The 19,198-nt window shown below is 61.8% G+C and carries 11 protein-coding genes, 1 tRNA gene and 1 pseudogene; 2 read left to right on the forward strand and 11 right to left on the reverse strand.

The features are described from left to right. Positions 1 to 29: 29 nt before the first annotated feature. From xth to EJ079_RS01505, 7 genes and pseudogenes are all read right to left on the reverse strand, one after another. Positions 30 to 821 (reverse strand): exodeoxyribonuclease III, encoded by a 792-nt coding sequence (xth, locus tag EJ079_RS01470; RefSeq protein WP_127807869.1) that lies wholly within the window; start codon positions 819 to 821, stop codon positions 30 to 32. 1,927 nt (positions 822 to 2,748) lie between these two features. Beyond that, complete coding sequence (locus EJ079_RS01485; RefSeq protein ID WP_164873706.1) at positions 2,749 to 4,221, reverse strand: FAD-dependent oxidoreductase; 1,473 nt, start codon at positions 4,219 to 4,221, stop codon at positions 2,749 to 2,751. Positions 4,222 to 4,610: 389 nt separating this feature from the next. Next, positions 4,611 to 4,949, reverse strand: a pseudogene (gene dnaE2 / locus EJ079_RS33690) (error-prone DNA polymerase); the annotation flags it as partial. A 500-nt stretch (positions 4,950 to 5,449) separates the two neighbouring features. Then, entirely contained in the window at positions 5,450 to 6,259 is an 810-nt protein-coding gene (locus EJ079_RS33695; protein WP_245481800.1) for a hypothetical protein, read from the reverse strand. Beyond that, positions 6,238 to 6,696, reverse strand: coding sequence for a hypothetical protein (locus tag EJ079_RS33700; RefSeq protein WP_245481801.1), 459 nt, complete (start codon positions 6,694 to 6,696; stop codon positions 6,238 to 6,240). Before EJ079_RS33700 ends, EJ079_RS33695 begins: the two co-directional genes overlap by 22 nt. Before the next feature lie 167 nt (positions 6,697 to 6,863). Then, positions 6,864 to 6,940, reverse strand: a tRNA-His gene (locus tag EJ079_RS01500). A gap of 370 nt (positions 6,941 to 7,310) precedes the next feature. Beyond that, positions 7,311 to 7,769 (reverse strand): phasin, encoded by a 459-nt coding sequence (locus EJ079_RS01505; protein ID WP_127327947.1) that lies wholly within the window; start codon positions 7,767 to 7,769, stop codon positions 7,311 to 7,313. A 248-nt stretch (positions 7,770 to 8,017) separates the two neighbouring features. Here EJ079_RS01505 and EJ079_RS01510 point away from each other — a divergent pair, with 248 nt between their 5' ends. Next, a complete protein-coding gene (locus EJ079_RS01510; protein WP_127807872.1) occupies positions 8,018 to 11,782 on the forward strand; it encodes a PAS domain S-box protein in 3,765 nt (1,254 codons plus the stop codon). A 327-nt stretch (positions 11,783 to 12,109) separates the two neighbouring features. Here the strand turns inward: EJ079_RS01510 and EJ079_RS01515 are convergent, their stop codons facing one another. Next, positions 12,110 to 14,068, reverse strand: coding sequence for an acetoacetate--CoA ligase (locus EJ079_RS01515; protein ID WP_127807873.1), 1,959 nt, complete (start codon positions 14,066 to 14,068; stop codon positions 12,110 to 12,112). A 272-nt stretch (positions 14,069 to 14,340) separates the two neighbouring features. On the opposite strand from EJ079_RS01515, the gene EJ079_RS01520 reads away from it, so the two are divergent. Further along, on the forward strand, positions 14,341 to 16,191 hold the full coding sequence (locus EJ079_RS01520; protein ID WP_127327951.1) for an AsmA family protein: 1,851 nt from the start codon (positions 14,341 to 14,343) through the stop codon (positions 16,189 to 16,191). A gap of 23 nt (positions 16,192 to 16,214) precedes the next feature. Here EJ079_RS01520 and EJ079_RS01525 read toward each other — a convergent pair whose 3' ends face one another. From EJ079_RS01525 to EJ079_RS01535, 3 genes are read right to left on the reverse strand one after another with little or no spacing between them, the layout of a single operon-like run. Continuing rightward, positions 16,215 to 17,033, reverse strand: a complete 819-nt coding sequence (locus tag EJ079_RS01525) for an ABC transporter permease subunit (RefSeq protein WP_013530251.1) — start codon at positions 17,031 to 17,033, stop codon at positions 16,215 to 16,217. A gap of 4 nt (positions 17,034 to 17,037) precedes the next feature. Then, the gene (locus tag EJ079_RS01530; protein WP_127397455.1) at positions 17,038 to 18,012 is read right to left on the reverse strand and encodes an ABC transporter permease subunit; all 975 of its coding nucleotides are present in this window, start codon (positions 18,010 to 18,012) and stop codon (positions 17,038 to 17,040) included. A gap of 8 nt (positions 18,013 to 18,020) precedes the next feature. Then, a complete protein-coding gene (locus tag EJ079_RS01535) occupies positions 18,021 to 19,160 on the reverse strand; it encodes an ABC transporter ATP-binding protein (RefSeq protein ID WP_127397456.1) in 1,140 nt (379 codons plus the stop codon). Between the last annotated feature and the right edge of the window lie 38 nt (positions 19,161 to 19,198).

The raw sequence follows: 19,198 nt of genomic DNA on the forward strand, positions 1-19,198 counted from the left end.
CCCGGCATCCTGGCGAACAACGGCACCCTTCAATGACGGCCGGGTAGGTTGAGCTCTATCCAGGCTGGCGCATGATCACTCGGTTTTTCCCAGCCGCGCAAATCAGCGTCCACCCCGGCATCACGTAACCTGGACGAAAGTGACGGGCTGACGAGGAGATGGTCCATGCGCAGGCCGGAACTCCTGTCGAAACCGCCACGATACGAAAAGTTCCAATACGTATAGATGCCCTTCTCCGGATGGAAACGGCGGACAGCATCGATCCAGCCATAACCAAGCATTTCGGCGTAAGCTTGCCGGCTCTCCGGAAAGTAGACCGCGTCGCCTAGCCAACGTCCTGGCACCGCGGCATCGATCGGCGTTGGCACGACATTATAGTCGCCGCACAGAACGCACGGGGGTCCTTCCCTGAGCAGTACCTGGCTGTAACTGATCAGACGATCGAACCATCGGAGCTTGTAGTCGAATTTCGGGCCAGGCGCTGGATTGCCGTTGGGCAGGTACAGACAGCCGATCACGATCCCATCCACCTCCGCCTCGATATACCGGCTGTGAGTATCGTCAGGATCACCCGGGAGGCCACGCCGACGCTCCAGCGGCTCTTTCCCTCGGGCGAGTACAGCTACACCGTTATAAGACTTCTGCCCATGCCAGACGGCACCGTAACCGGCGTTCCTGATGGCTTCGGCGGGAAATTTCTCATCCGAGGTCTTCAATTCCTGAAGGCATACGATGTCATAGTTGGTCTGACCTAGCCATCTGATGAGCACCGGCAGGCGACCGTTCACGCCATTCAAATTAAAGGTCGCGATGCGGGTCATTGCATTATGCCGGCGGCGGGGTTGTCAGTCTTGCAGGCAGCCTCGCCAATAACCGCCGCTCCTTTTCCATACCGGCGCATATCTCGTGCCCGGGCTGGCGACCGATGTGTCTCGATGCCATGTTTCACCTCCTGCGCCCTCCCCTCTTCTGGCACGCGACCGACCCTTTTGGGGAGGCTCGCCCGCAGCCGATCTCTCGTTTCGATTTAGACGGTGTAGTCCTCTCAGCTCCTTAACCGCGGGACGGGGGGAAAGTTTCACTACAGCTTTGGCATTTGGCATCGGTTCAGGGGTCCGGAGGCTTGCGAGGCCGATGAACCTTTAGGGCCGTCACTGCGTTCCCTGCGACAAAACGCGAACGATGCATTCCAATGGATCACAACCCACGTCCCGGGCCGCAGAAGCAGGAGGCAAGTGGCGCCGAAGCCCGCTTTTCCTTCGATCGAATGGCCGTCGAGCGGTTTCAGCAAGCTTTTCCGCGCGCAAGATGGAGTGACGAGCGCAAGAGCTGGTTCGTACCCGGCACGACGGCAGCCCGGCGGATTGAACGCTGGCTAGCGCAAGAGGCAGCGCTACGGACGCCCCACGAGGACAGCAAGGGACGAGATGCGTTCGCCTTCGATCCAATATCGAGCCAATATCTGGAGATCGCGGACGACCTGCGCATTCGTACGCCCTACTCGAGGACAGTGCTTGAAGAGTTGCGCGCCGTCCCGTGGTCGGGTTGGGACGACGAATTGCGGGCCTGGAGAGTTCCATTTCGCTCATATGACGAACTCCGGCGCCGGTGGCCAAGCATCGAAAAAGCTGCTCGCAATGCCGAGCCGGAGGAAAGGAAACGGCGACGTGTGGACGCCAGAAATACTGAAGCCTACAGAACCTCGCGCCAACTGGCTGCTGAACGCCGGCGTCACCGCCATCCGTTGCCAACTCACGATCAACCTCGCCTGGGTCGCGCTGTCGCAACCGAGCTCTACGGGGTCGTCGTCTTCACTGACATTTCCGGTGAAGTGGTCGTGCCATCAGACGCAACTGCCCTTTATCCTCACGCAATGGCTTCGAACGGCGAGTTGGTTTGGGGCAGATGGCGCTCGGCTACGCTGGGCGAACTTGTAAGGACATGGCCCGCAAGGGTGGCCGCTGGACCGACCGAACGCCTGAGGGGTTGGTGGTGGCCAACACTTGCCGAGCTTAGAGTTGCGCGTCGAAAAGCCCGCAGTCGAGAGCGTATTAGGCGAAGTCGCAGCTGGCAGATGTGACGCTCGCATCCGGCCGTGCGGCTGCCACGAAGGTCGCTAATCGGGGCTGTCCGTCGAGCGGACTTCAGGCAGGTTTACGGCAGCACGATGTCACCCGCGTTGAATCATGGGCGTGAGTTTCGACAGAGCGTCATTCGGCCCCCGCTCAAGCGTCAGCTTCACCAGTGTCACTCCGGCCGAGCTATCCCGGAAGGAACGGGGCGCCATGAAGGCCGTTGGATGCTTTTCAGCGAGAAGTCGCCATGCACCTCTTCCAAATCCTGCTTCCTCGCGCGGACAATGACGGCCGGCCATTTGAGCGGGAAGCTTTCGATCGGGTCAAGGAAGAGCTGGCTGCCCGGTTCGATGGCGTCACTACCTTCAGGCGCCAGCAGAGGGGTTGTGGCGAAAGGGTGCCGACTCCGCCATCGATGAAATTGTCATCTTCGAGGTCATGGCGGAAGAAGCCGACTTGTCCGATTGGTGCGCCCGCCGCTCCGAACTGGAGCGCCGTTTCCGGCAAGACAGGGTAATCATCCGTTACATGCCGATGGCATTGGTCTAGCGCGACACCGTCGTCGCGTTCGCGATCCTCGCGTTCAGCGAGATATTTTGAACGATGAAGTGTGTCCAGGTGGGAAAGCGCCCCGCCGGTTGAAATGTTGGTGTTCAAGACCGGACCGGGAGTTTCAGTCTGCGCCGCTGTGGGATTGTGCGTGTGATCTCTTGGACCAATCTGAGGCGGTTCCGGTCCGGCGCGACAAAGGACGGATGGCGGGACCGTTGAGAACGGCTCCATCCGGCGCGAACTGGGAGCCATGGCAGGGGCAGTCCCAGCACTGCTCGGTCGAATTCCAATGGACGATGCAGCCGAGATGCGTGCAACTGGCGGAATGCATGTGCATTCCACCGTTTTGGTCACGGCACACGGCGAGTTTTCTCAAACCATCGCGGAGAATACCGCCCTGACCGGGTTCCAGATCGGCGGCTGATTTGATCTCGCCGGGCAACAGATACTCCGCGAAATTCTTCAACGCCGTCAGATTCTCGCTAACGTAGTTCGCCAATGCCAAGGGAGGCTTGCGATCGGGGGCATAAACCTCCTCCCACACACTGGACCCACCGACGACAAGGTCCCGGATGAGCAGGCCAGCCAACGCTCCGTGGGTGATTCCTTGTCCTGAATCCCCGGTAGCGATAAAGACGTTCTTGCTGCAAGGATTGCGGCCGATGAATCCGCAATAATCGATCGTGTCGAGAACCTGGCCAGACCAACGCGCTGCTTCCTCGCCCAGTTCCGGGACAAGGGCGCGGATCCAGGCGTCCAATGCATCGAAACGCGCCGAGCCGTCATCGGCTTCGCCAGATTTATGATCACGACCGCCCGCAATTAGATAGTCGATGTCACCCTCCCCGGGTTGGAGACGAACGTAGTAGTAGGGATCGTCCATATCCCAATAGAGCGCGTCCGGAAGAGTTGCTTTGGGCAGCTCGAATGCCATCGCATAGGTCCGATAGGGCGCCATCTTGCTGTGGATGGCCACCACCGTATTGACCGGCGAGTTTGTGGCAAACACGGCGTTATCGGCTGTGATGGTTGCGCCCCCTTCGACGCGAAGGCGGATCTGTTCACCCTCCTCGGTCTCGGTGACGGCACTTTCGGCAAAAGCCTTGCCTCCGCGCTCCCGGAAATCGTCAAGCAGGGCACGAAGATATTTCAGTGGGTGAAACGTGGCCTGATCGGGATAGCGTAGCACCGGCGCCGCCTCATGGCCTTTCAACGGAACGCCGCGGCCGTGGTCTGCGATTGCACCAACCTTGCCAGCCGCTTCATACTCTTCATCACATTGCTTGGTGGCTTCATTTTCGTCCATCCAGGCTGCGGGAAAAAGAAATCCGTCGAGCCGACGAAAGTCGCAGTCTATTTCAAGATCGCTGACGTGTTCCTCGATCCGGTCGACAGCGGCTTGCTGGCTCTCTTGAAAACCTCGAGCGAGATCCTCGCCGCGGATTTTGACGAGTTCGCTTAGGCCGTCGTCGCAGATCGGGGCCAAGTGGGCGGTCGTGCGGCAAGTCATCCCACCGAGCAGCCGCCCCCTGTCAACCAGCACCACTGACTGTCCCGCCAGCGCAAGTTCGTAGGCAATAGAAACGCCGGCCATCCCNGGCCATCCCCGCCCCCACCACCGCCACATCGCATCGCACATCCTGTTCCAGTTGCGGGGCCGAGGGCAACTCCGTGTCCTTCATCCAAAAAGATTTCGTGGCTTCGTCACTGACGTTCATCGCTGCCTCCAACCTGGCTGCGCGTCTAACGGTCGGAACTGCATTTTGATCCGAAATGTGCAAACGAATCCAAATTGTTTGCTCCCTTGCGCGGAAATGGGACTACCAACGGGTAGACCGTCGCAGATCGTGATGGCCGACATCGGCTAGGACAAAGCGTCTCGTTGGCCGCGACAAGAGGTCGTTTAAGGAGCCTGACGATGTCGGGCGCTCGCTCCCAGGGGGTTCGTCGAGCCGATCATGGCTCAGGACGAAGCCACCGGGAAAGCCGCAGCCGCCGATCATCGAGATTCAGATTCAGCCCTGTGGCTCGCTGCGCGTGGACGGCTTCGACATGGCCCCAAATCTGCGAGGACAGAAGTCTGGTCATGTCTCGGGCAATCCGAGCGCCTTTCCCACATCGCGGATGGTACCCTTGGTACCCATTGCATGACGATCTCGCGCCGCTCGTTGCTCAACCTTCGAACAGGAGATTGCTGCGTTCGGGATCAATGGAGGTGATGCCGAGCACGTAACACACGGCGGAATTGGCGGCCGAGCCGCGGCCCTGGCACAGAATGTCCTGGCTGCGGGCGATACGAACGATCGAGTTCACGGCCAAAAATACGGCGCGTAGACTGGAAAAAGACGGCTGACCTGCTCGGCTTCGGGCCGGCGTTGCCTTTTCGGTTTTGCAGCAGCAAGACAGTCCATCACGCCCTACATCGTAGAAGATGCCGCAAGTCTTCCGAATGCGGGGAAAGGCGGTAGCGCTCTCCTGTACCAATCCCCGATGGGCAAAGAGCCTTTCCCATTTGCACGCCGCAGCCGCCGACTACACCCCGAGCCGAACGCAGGCCCTTCACTGCGCCAAGAAAGTCCGCCTACGCATTAGGCACGGTACATTTCTGGTCTTGCAGAAAGGCGAAGCATTGAGGCGATATTCGCCCACGCTTCAACCAATCACCGTGCACCGGATTGAGCGAGCGCTCGATCGCGTGGCCGAGATAATCGTCGGGCGCGACGACCAAGGCGAGATATGGCTCCCGCTGTACGACTATCTTGAACGCGCCCTGCAGGATTATCGAGCGAAGGAGGAACGCCTCGCCGCAGTGCGCCAGCGTGTCATACGATCCCAGGATCGAACGGCAACACGATCTTCATAAGTTCCTCTTGCCACATCTTCATGTCGCCGCCCTCGCCGTATTTCGGACGGTCGATCGTGTGGCCCATCAGCATGCGCCGAAGCTCCTCGTCCAGCCTACCGTTCTTCATGCGGTCTTCGAATGAATGGCGCAGTGAATAGACAGTGTGATTGTCAGTCGGGAACAAATTGTAGCTCTTGAAGTGCTTGTTGAGCAGGGCTGACAGCGACGCCTCGCGATCCTTGTACCGCGGGAAGCCGTTGGGATGCTTTTTGAACACCTCAAGCGCCACGCCGACCAGCGGTATCTTGCGCACCGACGAGGCGGTCTTGATCTCTCGTGGATCGTCGGGATCGTCACGCGGCTCGACTGAAATGTGCGGCACCTCGTGGTCAACATGGATGACACCGGTATGCAGGTTCGCGAGTTCGCTCGGCCGGGCTCCTGTCTCAGCGAAGGCAAGCACGATTCCCCTCGCCTCATCATTGAGTGTCGCAAGCGCGCCAGGCGCAAATATCTTGTCGCGAATCCAGTCGGTCGGGAACGGCGGTCGACTGCGTTTCGACTTGTCGGCGAATGACAGATCGGCGAACGGATTCTTCTGTTCGGGGAAACCTAGATGGCGAAAGTAGTCGGCGTAGAGGGTCCGAAGATTGCCCATGTTTCGGTTGCCTGTCGACGCTGAACGGTCTGCTCTCCCTTTCTCAGGCGCAATTCGATCCAGCCAATATTTGTGTACCACTCGCGCGTCGTCGCGCGTTATCTCGCTCATAGGCTTGTCGCCGACCATGCCGATAAACACCTCGACCTCATTTCGCGCTTTGCTTTCCAGCGCTTCTTCTGGTCAGGGCTTTTTGTGCGGATTTCGTCGCGGGCAATCTCGTTGAAGTATAGCTTCAGCGCTTCCGATATCTTGTCGTCAGGGCGAGCGACCGCCCCGCCGACCGCATCGACAGATGGTGATTTGGCAGGCTCGCCTATCGTGCTCTCTACCCGCTGCAGGATGGTATCGAGGGGCTCGGCGACCAGGATCTCGGCGAGCGGTCGATAGACGAATCCCAAGGACTCGGCGCGCTTGATGGCTTGTTGGTATCGGATACGCGCCGCCTGTGGATTTTCACCCAGCATCAACGAAGCCCATAAAGCATTGTCAGCAGCCTCATGGAGATCTCGGGCGGTGCGCGCCTTTATCCGGTCTGCGGTGTCGAGGGCGCGGCGCACGAACACGCGACGCTCGTCGAGGTCCCTGACCTCTCTGGGCAGACAACGGTAGTAATGGAAATGATCGCCTCTCCGTTGCAAAATATGTAACACAAAATAGGAAATAGCCGCAAGACCGATCCCCAGATGTTACAAATTCTATAACAGACTCAATGATTTAGCGGAAAATCCAGTGGTACCGTTGGCTGGGATCGAACCAGCGACCTCCGGATCCACAATCCGGCGCTCTAACCATCTGAGCTACAACGGCACGTTGCCTGAGCGGATCGAAACAGAAACTCATCCGCCCGCTCTGTCGTTCGGCGATGCGTCCTTACGGGCTTATGGATTCTAATTCAAGGCTTTTGGAAAGCAAAGGTCACTTCCCCACATCGACGCGGCATTTGCCCAGCAAGAAGGCGCAGGCAACGGCCGGGCGACGGACAAAGAAAAAGGCCGGCGGGAGGAGGTGCCGGCCTTTTCCTGTTACGAGCCAGCGGGAGGAGGTGCTGGCTGGTCACCCCGGGGAGCAGAGGGAGGAGGTTCCACTCACCGGGTATTCCTTGATGGCTGCTATCATACACCTGATCGTTTTTAAGAAAATGCGACCTTTTGTTGCATCTTCAGATCATGCGCAAATGTTAGGCAACCTTGATTTCCTTCATCGCCTTCTCGAAGGCGGTCTTGATCGGCTTGGAGACGTCCTCGGCCGCCTTGGAGGCAACGGCCTGGAAGTCCTTGGCCTGCTCGACGGTCGATTCGACGCGCTTGCGCAGGAAGGCGGTCTGCAGCTCGACGACTTCCGACAGCGACTTGGCGCCGATCAGGGCTTCGAGGTGGGAAAAGCCGGCCTCGGCATTGGCACGCAAAGCGGAGATGGTCTTGAGCGACAGGTCGTTGGAAACGGTCTTGGCGGTCTCGTAGGTCGACTCCAGAGCCTTCTGGGTCTCCTCGGCGCCGGTCTTCAGCTTGGCATAGGCCTCTTTCGACTGCTCAACGCCCTTTTCGGCGAAGGCGCGCATCTGGTCGGTGGCCTTGGAAGCGTCGAAGCTCGGGAATTCAACGTTTTCGATCGTCTCGGCGGTCTTGGTCCTGGACATTTTCCATCCTTTTCAGCGGCAGCGGCTTTGACAGAAAGCCGTCTCGTTCCTGTATGATGGCAATATAAAGGCAAATTTTGTGCGTTGCAATATGTTTGTTGCAGTGCACCATAAATTTCTTTTGGGCCGTTAACCAAGAGCCCAGATTCAAGCCTTTGCACGTTCTGGCTTGTGGACCTTCGCGCCTCCGGCTTTTATTAACAAAGCGTTAACTGCAAAATCGCCGCTCCGTGAGGTCCGCCAAGCGCATGCCGTCCGAATATTCCTTCCTCGATGTCGCCGTGCTCGACGCGGTCCGCCAGCGCTTTGCGGCAGGCGACGCGATCGCGATCCTGTCGGCGGATCTGGAGCAGGTGATCTGGGCCAACGGGCCAGGAGCCGCGATGTTCGGTTATCCCGACATCGAGGCGATCATCGGCGCCTCGGCGCAGTTGCCCGTGATCGCCAGGCGCCAGATCATGGCGACCAGCGGATTTCCCGAGATTGGCAGTGACCGCGCCATCATGGTGCGGCTGGCGACCGGCATGACCAGCCGCGCCGTCGGCTTCCTGGCCAGTGCGGTGACCATGCCGGACGCCGAAAAGGCGATCATGCTGGCAGTGCCGGCGGCTCAGACCGGGTCACGCAGTGCCGGCGAAATCGCCGCGCGCGCCATTAGCGGCCTCACCGAGGATGGTCATTTCATCGCCTTTGTCGATGCCGGGGGCAACGTCGAGGCGGCCTCGGAAGGATTTTCGGCACTGGGCATCCTCCCGGAGACGCTGGCGGCACTGGTCGCCGACGTCGCAGCCGAGAGCGACCGCATCGTCAAGCGCCTTGTCCCCGGCGGCACGGCCTCCTACCCGGCAGGGCTGGCAAGATTGACCGAGGAGCGGCATCTGCTGGTGGTGATCGACGAGGACCAGCTCGACGACACAGCCCCTGCGGGCGAACATCCTACGCAAACCATTGCCGAGACGGCACCTGCTGGCGACGCGGCTTCCCAGCCGGAACAGGGTCGCGAGGCACCGGCCGACGAACCGAGCGCCTCGCAGCCGGCCGGCGACATCGCCGCATCGCAGCAGCATGAGATCGCCGATGCGATCGGACAGGCGCCGACGGCGGCCAACAGCGATCGGCCGGCAGCAGAGCGCATGCCCGCGCAGCACGACCATTGGTACTTCAACGCCGGCGAAGACGGAGGGCAACAGGCGCCGCGACCTGCCGCGTCCGGACCTGAAGCGCCTCAAGAGCCGGCCGCCCTGGAAGTCCAGTCCACGGCCACGCCGACGACCGTCTCGGCGATAGACCGCGCAGCGGCGCCGGTGCGTTTCGTCTGGCGCACCGATGCCGAAGGCAAGTTCAGCGCGCTGTCGCCGGAATTCGCCGACATCGTTGGCAAGCCGGCGGCCGACGTGATCGGCCGCCGCTTCAGGGATGTCGCCGCTACATTCGGCCTCGACCCCTCCGGCGAGATATCAGGGCTCCTCGAACGGCGCGATACCTGGTCCGGGCGCTCCGTGCTGTGGCCGGTCGTCGGCACCGATCTGAAGATACCGGTCGACCTGGCGGCGCTGCCTGTCTATGGCCGCAGCCGCGCCTTCGAGGGTTTCCGCGGCTTCGGCGTCGCCCGCGCCAGCGACGCGGTCGTCGATCCGGAGGCCATCGGCATGGCGCTGGTGCCCAATAGCCAGGCGCCGGCAACGCCGGAACCGCAAATCATCCAACCCGCGCCCGAACAGCCGAACGCCGAAGAGCCCAAGACCGAGGACACGCAGGCATCGGATCCGTTCAAGGGCGAGGTGCCGGCGTTGACCATCGTGCCGAAACAGGAGCGGCGCTTTGCCGATAAGGTGATCCGGCTCGCCGAACATCGCCAGCCTGCCAACGACAAGGGCCTGTCGACCCTGGAACGCAGCGCGTTCCGCGAAATCGGCGAGCGGCTGAAGAAGGATAGCGCTCCGGTCGGGCCGCCAGAGACCGAGACTGTGGAGGCATCGGCAGCGGAGACCGAGGCTCCGGTCAATGCGTCCGACGACCCGATGCGCACCGACGGCATCCCTGCGTCAGGGCCAGAGAACGAACCGGTCGAGGCATCCGATGTCGATGCCGAAGACGAGCGGGATCTGGCACGGCTTGACGGTCACGCGGACGAAGCCCCTCGTGACGCCCGCTCGGGGGTGAATGTGACGGGCTCGTTGCTCGACTATGCCGGCCAAGATGACGAACGTGGCCCCGTGGCGGCGGAACCAGAGAACACAGCTGCCGTTTCGCCCGGCGAAGAGCCTGAAGCCACTGACGCGACACATGATAGCCTCGATGACGACAGCATGACGTCGGCGGATTTTCGCGATGCCGAAGACAATGAGGATTGGGCGCAGCCCGACGAGGAAGCCGCGTCGCCCGACGAGCAGACGGTTGGCGAGGAAACCGCAGGCGACTCTGCGGAAATACCCCTCGAGCGCCCTCGCCTGCAGGTTCCGCCGCTCAAGGCCGAAGGGTTCGTGCCGTCGGCGTTTTCCGCCGGAGATGAACACAAGGCTCCGGACACGTCGCTGCTCGGCAAGCTGCCCGTGCCGCTGCTCATCCATTCCGGGGACCGGTTGCACTATGCGAATGAGGAATTCCTCAGCCTGACGGGTTACGAGGCGCTTGACGATCTGGCGGATGCCGGCGGCCTCGGCGCGTTGTTTGCCGACCCCTATGCCGACGACGGCGTTTCCGACGGCACCGATCGCGCGCTGCGGCTGAAAACGCGTGACGGACAGGAATTCCCGATCGAGGCCATTTTGCGCTCGGTCCCCTGGCGCGACGGCAAGGCGCTGATGCTGGTCGTGCGACGCTCCGGCGAGGATGATGCGCCGGCGAGCCTGCATGTGGTTGGCGACGAGCAGACGCAGCCGGATATTTCCGAACTCAAGGCGCGCATCGCCGAGATGCGCACCATTATCGACACCGCCACCGACGGCGTCGTGTTGATCGGCCGTGACGGCACCATCCGATCGATCAGCCGGCCTGCGGAAGCGCTGTTCGGCTTCGACAGCGACGATGTGACCGGCAAGCCGTTCGCCTCGCTGTTTGCGATCGAAAGCCAGCGCGCGGCGCGCGACTATCTCAACGGACTGTCCGAGCCCGGCGTGGCGAGTGTCATGAACGACGGCCGCGAGGTGATCGGGCGCGAGTCGCAAGGCCGCTTCATTCCGCTGTTCATGACCATCGGTCGGCTGCCCAACGACAGCGGCTTCTGCGCCGTCGTTCGCGACATCACGCAGTGGAAGCGGGCCGAAGAGGACTTGACGCAGGCACGTGCGGTGGCCGAGCGCGCGTCCTCGCAGAAGACCGATTTCCTGGCCCGCATCAGCCACGAGATCCGCACCCCGCTCAATGCCATCATCGGTTTTTCGGAATTGATGGTCGACGAGAAGTTCGGACCTGTCGCCAACGATCGCTACCGCGACTATCTGCGCGATATCAACCGCTCGGGCAATCATGTGCTCGATCTGGTCAACGACCTGCTCGACATCTCCAAGATCGAGGCCGGCCAGCAGGAGATGGCCTATGAAGCGGTGTCGCTCAACGACACGCTGGCCGAGACGGTGGCGATGATGCAGCCGCAGGCCAACCGCGAACGGGTCATCATCCGCTCCAGCTTCGCTTCGCGGCTGCCGGAAGTGGTGGCGGACCTGCGCAGCGTGCGCCAGATCGCGCTCAACATCCTGTCGAATGCCATCCGTTACACCCAGGCCGGCGGCCAGGTGATCGTCTCGACCGCCTATGAGACGTCGGGCGACGTCGTCATGCGGGTGCGCGACACCGGCATCGGCATGAGCCATGCCGAGATCGAGCAGGCGCTAAAGCCGTTCAAGCAGATCAACGCGCTGAAGCGCGGACGCGGTGACGGTACCGGGCTTGGACTGCCGTTGACCAAAGCGATGGTGGAAGCCAACCGTGCCCGGTTCACCATCAATTCGACACCGGGCGAAGGCACTCTGGTCGAGGTCGCTTTTCCGTCGACCCGTGTGCTCGCGGAATAGATCAGCCCTCTCCGCGGTTCGGTCCCGATAAAAAGAAAAGGCGCCCAAAGGGCGCCTTAAGAGATGGGATTGCTGTCACAACGGGGGCTTGAGCGAATTCGGATCCTCGGGGCTGAGGAACGGGATTTCTCCCTCAAGTTACCTGCGACTATCGACGCCGGACCTTAACAACTCCTTACCGGAGTGCCGGAAAATTTACGAATGTGTACCACTCATGAAATCTAGGTAAATTCTAGCGAGATATTTCGTTAACCATGCCGGAAAGGCCTTTTTCATGCATGTCGTTGTCTCAAAACCGGACCACTTTTGAGCGACATGCAGTAGCAGCTACTCGGCCAGCTGCGGCAGGTTCTTGAACAGGTCGAGCGCTTCCGGGTTGGCGAGCGCTTCCTTGTTCTTGATGGCGCGGCCGTGCACCACGTCGCGCACCGCGAGTTCGGTGATCTTACCCGACTTGGTGCGGGGAATATCCGACACGGCAACGATCCTGGCCGGGACATGGCGGGGACTGGCGCCACTGCGGATCTTGGCGCGGATGCGTTTTTCCAGATTTTCGTCGAGCTGCGCGCCGGCGGCCAGGCGCACGAACAGGACGACGCGCACGTCGTTGTCGAAGTCCTGGCCGATGCACAGTGCTTCCAGAATCTCCGGCATCTGTTCGACCTGGTTGTAGATCTCCGCCGTGCCGATGCGCACGCCGCCCGGGTTGAGCGTGGCGTCGGAGCGGCCATGGATGATCAGGCCGCCATGCGCGGTCCATTCGGCGAAATCGCCGTGACACCAGACATTGTCGAAGCGCTCGAAATAGGCCGCCCGGTACTTCTTGCCCTCGGGGTCGTTCCAGAAGCCGATCGGCATCGCCGGAAAAGCCTTGGTGCAGACCAACTCGCCCTTCTCCTGCCGGACCGGCCTGCCGTCATCGTCCCAGACATCGACCGCAAGGCCAAGGCCGGGTCCCTGGATCTCGCCGGTCCAGACAGGCTGCGTCGGCACGCCGAGCACGAAGCAGGAGACGATGTCGGTGCCGCCGGAGACCGAGGCCAGATGCACGTCCTTCTTGATGCCGTCATAAACGAAGCGGAAATCTTCCGGCGACAGCGGCGAGCCGGTGGAGGAGATTGCCCGCACCGTGGCCAGATCATGCGTGCGGATCGGCTTGAGGCCGGCCTTGCGCACGGAATCGATGAACTTGGCCGAGGTGCCGAGGAACGTCATCTTCTCGGCATCGGCGAAATCGAACAGCACATTGCCGTCGGGGTAGAAGGGCGAACCGTCATAGAGCAGCAACGTGGCCCCCGAAGCGAGCCCCGACACCAGCCAGTTCCACATCATCCAGCCGCAGGTGGTGAAGTAGAAGAAGCGGTCGCCATCGGTGAGACCGGCATGCAGCCGGTGTTCCTTGACATGCTGGATCAGCGTGCCGCCGGCCGAATGGACGATGCATTTGGGAATGCCGGTCGTTCCCGACGAAAACAGGATGTAGAGCGGATGCGAAAACGGCAGCGGCTCGAAGGCAACGGGCTTGCCGACGAAGGGCGACAGCGCCTCTTCCAGCGCTACCGCCTTGTCGATGGCCCCGGCGACATCGCTCGATGTGCCGAGATAATCGACGACCAGAATCTTGCGGACAGTGCCGAGCTTGGCCGCGACCGCGGCGATCTTGTCGGCGACTTCGATCGCCTTGCCATTGTACCAATAGCCATCCGGCGCGATGAAGACGACGGGCTCGATCTGGCCGAACCTGTCGAGCACGCCCTGCTCGCCGAAATCGGGAGAGCAGGACGACCAAACCGCGCCGATCGAGGCGGCGGCCAGCATGGCGGCGACGGTCTCCGGCATGTTGGGCATCATGGCGGCGATGCGGTCGCCCTTCTTCACCTTGAGCGACAGGAAAAGCTGCTGCAGCCGCGAGGTCAGCGCGTGCAACGCGTTCCAGGACAGCCGGCGCTCGACCTTGTCTTCGCCGCGAAACACGATTGCGTCGCCTGAGCCGGTCTTCTTCAGCAGATTCTCGGCGAAATTCAGTGTCGCATCGGGAAAGAAAGAAGCGCCGGGCATCTTGTCGCCGTCGACGAGCAGGTTATCGCCCTTGTCGCCGACGATGCCGCAGAAATCCCAGATCAGGCTCCAGAACCCCTCACGGTCCTCGACCGACCAGGCATGAAGCTGCGAATACGAGGAAAACGCTACGCCGGCTTTCACTCCGGCGGCCTTGGTGAAGGCGGTCAAGGGTGCTGCGTCAATCTGGTCTTGCGTCGGGGTCCAGAGCGGTTGTCCGGCAGCCATGATCGTTCCTCCACGGTCGCCATCGCTTATGCATATCGCAGCGCAGCAGAGCAAGATTTTGTTCGGCTGATGCGACCAGATGTGCGCAAATGCCATCGCCGGGCCATAAAGACTTGAAATGCCTCAGCCCTAAGTCGTAGTGACAACTTGAAGTCGTGGTGACGACTGGGGGTCGTGGTGACGACTGGGGTCGTGGTGACGACTGGGGTCGTGGTGACGACCGGGGTTACACCCGCCGGGCGATTTGTCGGAATGGAAGCATACGGGGCCATATGCCATCATCTATGATCCGGCGCGGAATATGGGCGATCGGCGCTGCCGTGATCGTCGTCGCGCTGGTCGTTGCCGCCCTGCCGCTGATTGCCTCCACCCGTATCGTGCGCGACCGCATCGCCTGGGAAATGAGCGCGTGGAGCGGCTTCCGGGTCGCCATCGACGGTTCGCCGCGCATCGAGGTCTGGCCGACATTCCGGGCAATCCTGACCGATGTGACGCTTTCACAATGGACCGACACCGAGGCGCCGCCTGTGGTCGAGGCAGAACGGGTCGAGGTCGACCTTTCCGCCATGGCGGCGCTGCGCGGCGACGTGGTGTTTTCGACGGCGCGGCTGGTGCGGCCGACGATCCGGGTCCAGCGCACGCCTGCCGGCCTTTTCCTGCCCGCTGTCCCCACTGGCGGGCGCATCACGCGTTCCATCGACACGGCGCGCGGCGTGGTCAATGCCGACCCCGCCAAGCCGGACCTCGACAAGCTGCCTACCGACACCTTCGGCACGGTCGAGTTTCGCGACGGCCGAATGGTAGCGTCCATCGGCGGCAAGGACGTCGAGATCCTGAGCAGTTTAAACGGTCAGGCGAATTGGGCGGCGATGAACAGCAATGCGACGCTGTCGGCAACAGGGATCTGGCGGGGCGAAAGCGTCGCGCTGGACGTCGCCTCGGCCAGACCACTTGTGCTGTTTGCCGGCGGCACGGCGCCGCTGACGCTGTCCTTCAAGGCGGCGCCCGCCACCTTCTCGTTCGACGGCACGGCCAGCATGTCTGAAAATACCTATTTCGACGGTCAGGCGAAGTTCTCGGCACCCTCGCTGCGGCGTGTCCTGGAATGGTCGCAGGCCGGCATCGCTCCGGGTGCGGCGATCGGCTCGGTCAGCATTTCGAGCAAGATCACCGCGACGGGCGGGCGCGTCAAGTTCGACAACACGGCAATTGCACTCGACAACAATCCGGGGATGGGTGCACTGGACCTCTCGCTTGGCGCACAACCTGTGATCTCCGGTACGCTCGCCTTCGACACGCTCGACCTCAGATCGTTTCTTTCGGCCTTCACCCCGCTGGTGCCGACCGGAGGGGCGGGACCCGGCGAAATCGACACAAGTTTCGCCGACAAGATCAATCTCGATCTGAGGCTGTCGGCAGCCCACGCCACGGCGGGACCTATCCAGCTCGCCGATGTCGCCGCCACCGCCCAGGTCAAGGATGGTCTGTCGGTATTCGACATCTCCGATGCCTCGGCCTTCGGCGGCAACATCCAGACCAGCCTTCGCTTCGATCGCAAGCCGGAGGGCTCGCAGGTCGAAATCCGCCTTCTGGCGTCCGACATCGACGGCGGTGCGTTCGGCACGGCGGCAGGGATGACGCGGCTGGTGCCGGTCGGCACGGGCACCGTCTCGGTGATCCTCAAGGGGCCGGGCAGAACCTGGGATTCCATCTTCGACAATGCCGACGGCTCGGTCTCGGCGACCTTCGGGCCGGGTGCGTTGAGCAAGCTCAACCTGCCGGCCTTCCTCAAACATACCGAACAGGGCGGCTTCTTCGCGCTCGACGACGTCTCCGACGGAACATTGCCGATCGACGGCGCCGAGATCAAGGCCACCATTTCGAAGGGCGTGGCGCGGATCGACAAGGCCGAGGCCAATTCAGCGAAGTACAAGATCTGGCTGTCCGGCATCGCGTCCTACGCCGGGCGCGGACTGGCCTTGTCCGGCGGCGTCATTCAGCCTGACCAGGCGGCAACGCAGGCCAACGGCCAGCAAGGTCCCAACCAGTCATCGTTCTTCGTCGGCGGAACCTGGAGCACGCCGTTCATTTCCCCGATCAGCCGCGGCGTTTCGGGGGAATAGGCCGCCACTGCGCCTCCTGTCTTTCACCCGCGCTGCGCCGCCTGCTCGTCGAGCTGGCGCTGCACCTCACGCCGCTTGTTGGCAAGCGAGGCGATGATGACGCCAATCGCCACGACAGCGATCAGGATGGTGCAGGCAGCGTTGATTTCCGGCGTCACGCCGAGGCGAACCTGGCTGTAGATCTTCATCGGCAGCGTCGTCGCGCCCGGCCCGGAGGTGAAGCTTGCGATGACCAGATCGTCGAGCGAAAGCGTGAAAGCCAGCATCCAGCCGGAGACGATCGCCGGCATGATGACCGGCAATGTGATCTGGAAGAAGGTCTTCACCGGCGTTGCGCCAAGATCCATCGCGGCTTCTTCCAGCGAGCGGTCGAAGGTCATAAGGCGCGACTGCACGACCACGGCGACGAAGCACATGGTCAGCGTGATGTGGGCGAGCGTCACGGTGAGGAAGCCGCGGTCGAGCCCGACGGCGACAAAGAGCAGCAGCAGCGACAGGCCGGTGATGACTTCCGGCATGACCAGCGGCGCAAAGACCATGCCGGAGAACAGCACCCTGCCCTTGAAGCGCGTGTAGCGGGTCAAGGTGAGTGCCGCCAGCGTGCCGAGAACGGTCGCTACCGTGGCCGAGATCAGGCCAACGCGCGCCGTCACCCAGGTCGCGTCCATGAGGCCCTGATTGTGGAACAGCGAGACGTACCATTTGGTCGAGAAACCGCCCCAGACCGTAACCAGTTTCGACTCGTTGAACGAGAAGACGATGAGCAGCACGATCGGCAGATAGAGAAAGGCAAAGCCAAGCACGATCGAAGTGATGTTGAAGCGGCTCCAGGTGGCGTTCATGAGGTCACCTGTCCATTTCCTGAGCGCGCGCCTGGGCCCGCTGGAAGAGCATGATCGGCACGATCAGCAGCAACAGCAGGATGACGGCAACGGCCGACGATACCGGCCAGTCGCGATTGGCGAAGAACTCGTTCCACAACGTCTTGCCGATCATCAGCGTCTGCGAGCCGCCGAGCAGATCGGGAATGACGAACTCGCCGACGGCCGGAATGAACACCAGCAGACAGCCGGCGATGACGCCGGGCAGCGACAGCGGGAAGGTGATCTTCCAGAACGCACTTGTCGGCGGACAGCCGAGATCCTTGGCTGCCTCGATCAGCGAATAGTCCATCTTCTCAAGCGCGGAATAGAGCGGCAACACCATGAACGGCAGGTAGGAATAGACGATGCCGATGAAGATCGCCGTATAGGTGTTGAGGATGATCAGCGGCTGGTGGATGACGCCGGTGGCGAGCAGCAACTGATTGAGCAGCCCTTCGGGCTTGAGAATGCCGATCCAGGCGTAGACCCGGATCAGGAACGAGGTCCAGAACGGTAGGATCACCAGCATCAGCAAGGTCGGGCGGATCGTCGCCGGCGCGCGCGCCATGCCATAGGCGATGGGGTAGCCGACGAGCAATGTCAGGACCGTCGAGACCGCGGCGATGATGACGCTGGTTACATAGGCGTTGAAGTAGAGGGCGTCCTGCGTCAGCCAGGCGTAATTGTCGAGGCTGAGTTGCTTCAGCTGAGCCAGGAACCCGGAAATGCCGCCGCTGAAATCGAGCGCCGGCGTATAGGGCGGAATGGCGATCGCCGTCTGCGACAGCGAGATCTTGAAGACGATGACGAACGGAATGAGGAAGAAGAACAGCAGCCAGACATACGGGATGATGATGACCAGTCGGCCAACGAAGGCAGCACCCAGCCTGGCAAGGAGGGATCTGCCGGCATTGGATGCCGGAGAGGCTGATGAGGTGGTGACGGCAGCGCTCGACATGGTCGCCCCTACCGCGTCAGCACGACGCCGGCATCGGGCCGGAAGGAAACCCAGGCGCGGTCGTTCCAGCTCAACGGATCCTCGGTGATGCGGGCCGCATTCATGGTGCTCGCGCGCACCACCTGGCCGTCGTCCAGCCTGACATGGTAGACGGTCATGTCGCCGAGATAGGCGATGTCGTAGACCTCGCCCTCGATGGCGTTGACCGCCTCGGCCGGCTTCTTCGACGACACCTTGATCTTTTCGGGCCTGATGGCGAAGGTGACGGCCGTCCCGGCGCCGGCGGCGCCGGCATTGTCGGTGCGGATGGTGAGGCCATTGCCGGCATCGATGCTGGCGCTGCCGGCCTCGCCACGCGCAATCTTGCCCTCGAACATGTTCACATTGCCGACGAAGCCGGCGACGAAGCGCGATCCGGGCGCCTCGTAGACTTCGGCCGGCGTTGCCACCTGCATCACCTCGCCCTTGTCGATGATGGCGATGCGATCGGCCATGGTCATCGCCTCTTCCTGGTCGTGGGTGACGACGACGAAGGTCAGGCCGAGGTTCTGCTGCAAATCCATCAGTTCGAATTGCGTCTCTTCGCGCAGCTTCTTGTCCAACGCGCCGAGCGGCTCGTCGAGCAGCAGCACCTTCGGCCGCTTGGCGACCGAGCGGGCGAGCGCGACGCGCTGGCGCTGGCCGCCGGATAGTTGGTGCGGCTTGCGCTTGGCGAACTGCTCGAGTTTGACCAGCTTCAGCATCTCGGCAACGCGCGATGCGATTTCGGGCTTCGGCATGCCGTCCTGCTTGAGGCCGAAGGCGATGTTGTTCTCGACCGTCATATGCGGGAACAGCGCATAGGACTGGAACATCATGTTGACAGGCCGCCGGTAGGGCGGGATGCCACGCAGATCCTGGCCGTCAAGCAGAATGCGGCCGGCTGTCGGCTCCTCGAAGCCGGCGAGCATCCTGAGCAGCGTCGACTTTCCGCAACCGGAGGCGCCGAGCAGCGCGAAGAACTCGCGCTCGAAGATGGTCAGAGACAGATTGTTGACGGCGGTGAAGTCACCGAACTTCTTGGTGACGTTGTCGAACTGGATGTACGGCTTGGCATTCGGGTCGTTCCACGGTGCAAAATCCCTGCGGATGCTGCCAAGCGATTTCATATCCCACTCCGTCCTGATTTTCTTGCTTCTTGCCCCAG

Source organism: Mesorhizobium sp. M7A.F.Ce.TU.012.03.2.1, assembly GCF_004006095.1.
In the GTDB taxonomy this organism is placed as follows: Bacteria; Pseudomonadota; Alphaproteobacteria; order Rhizobiales; family Rhizobiaceae; genus Mesorhizobium.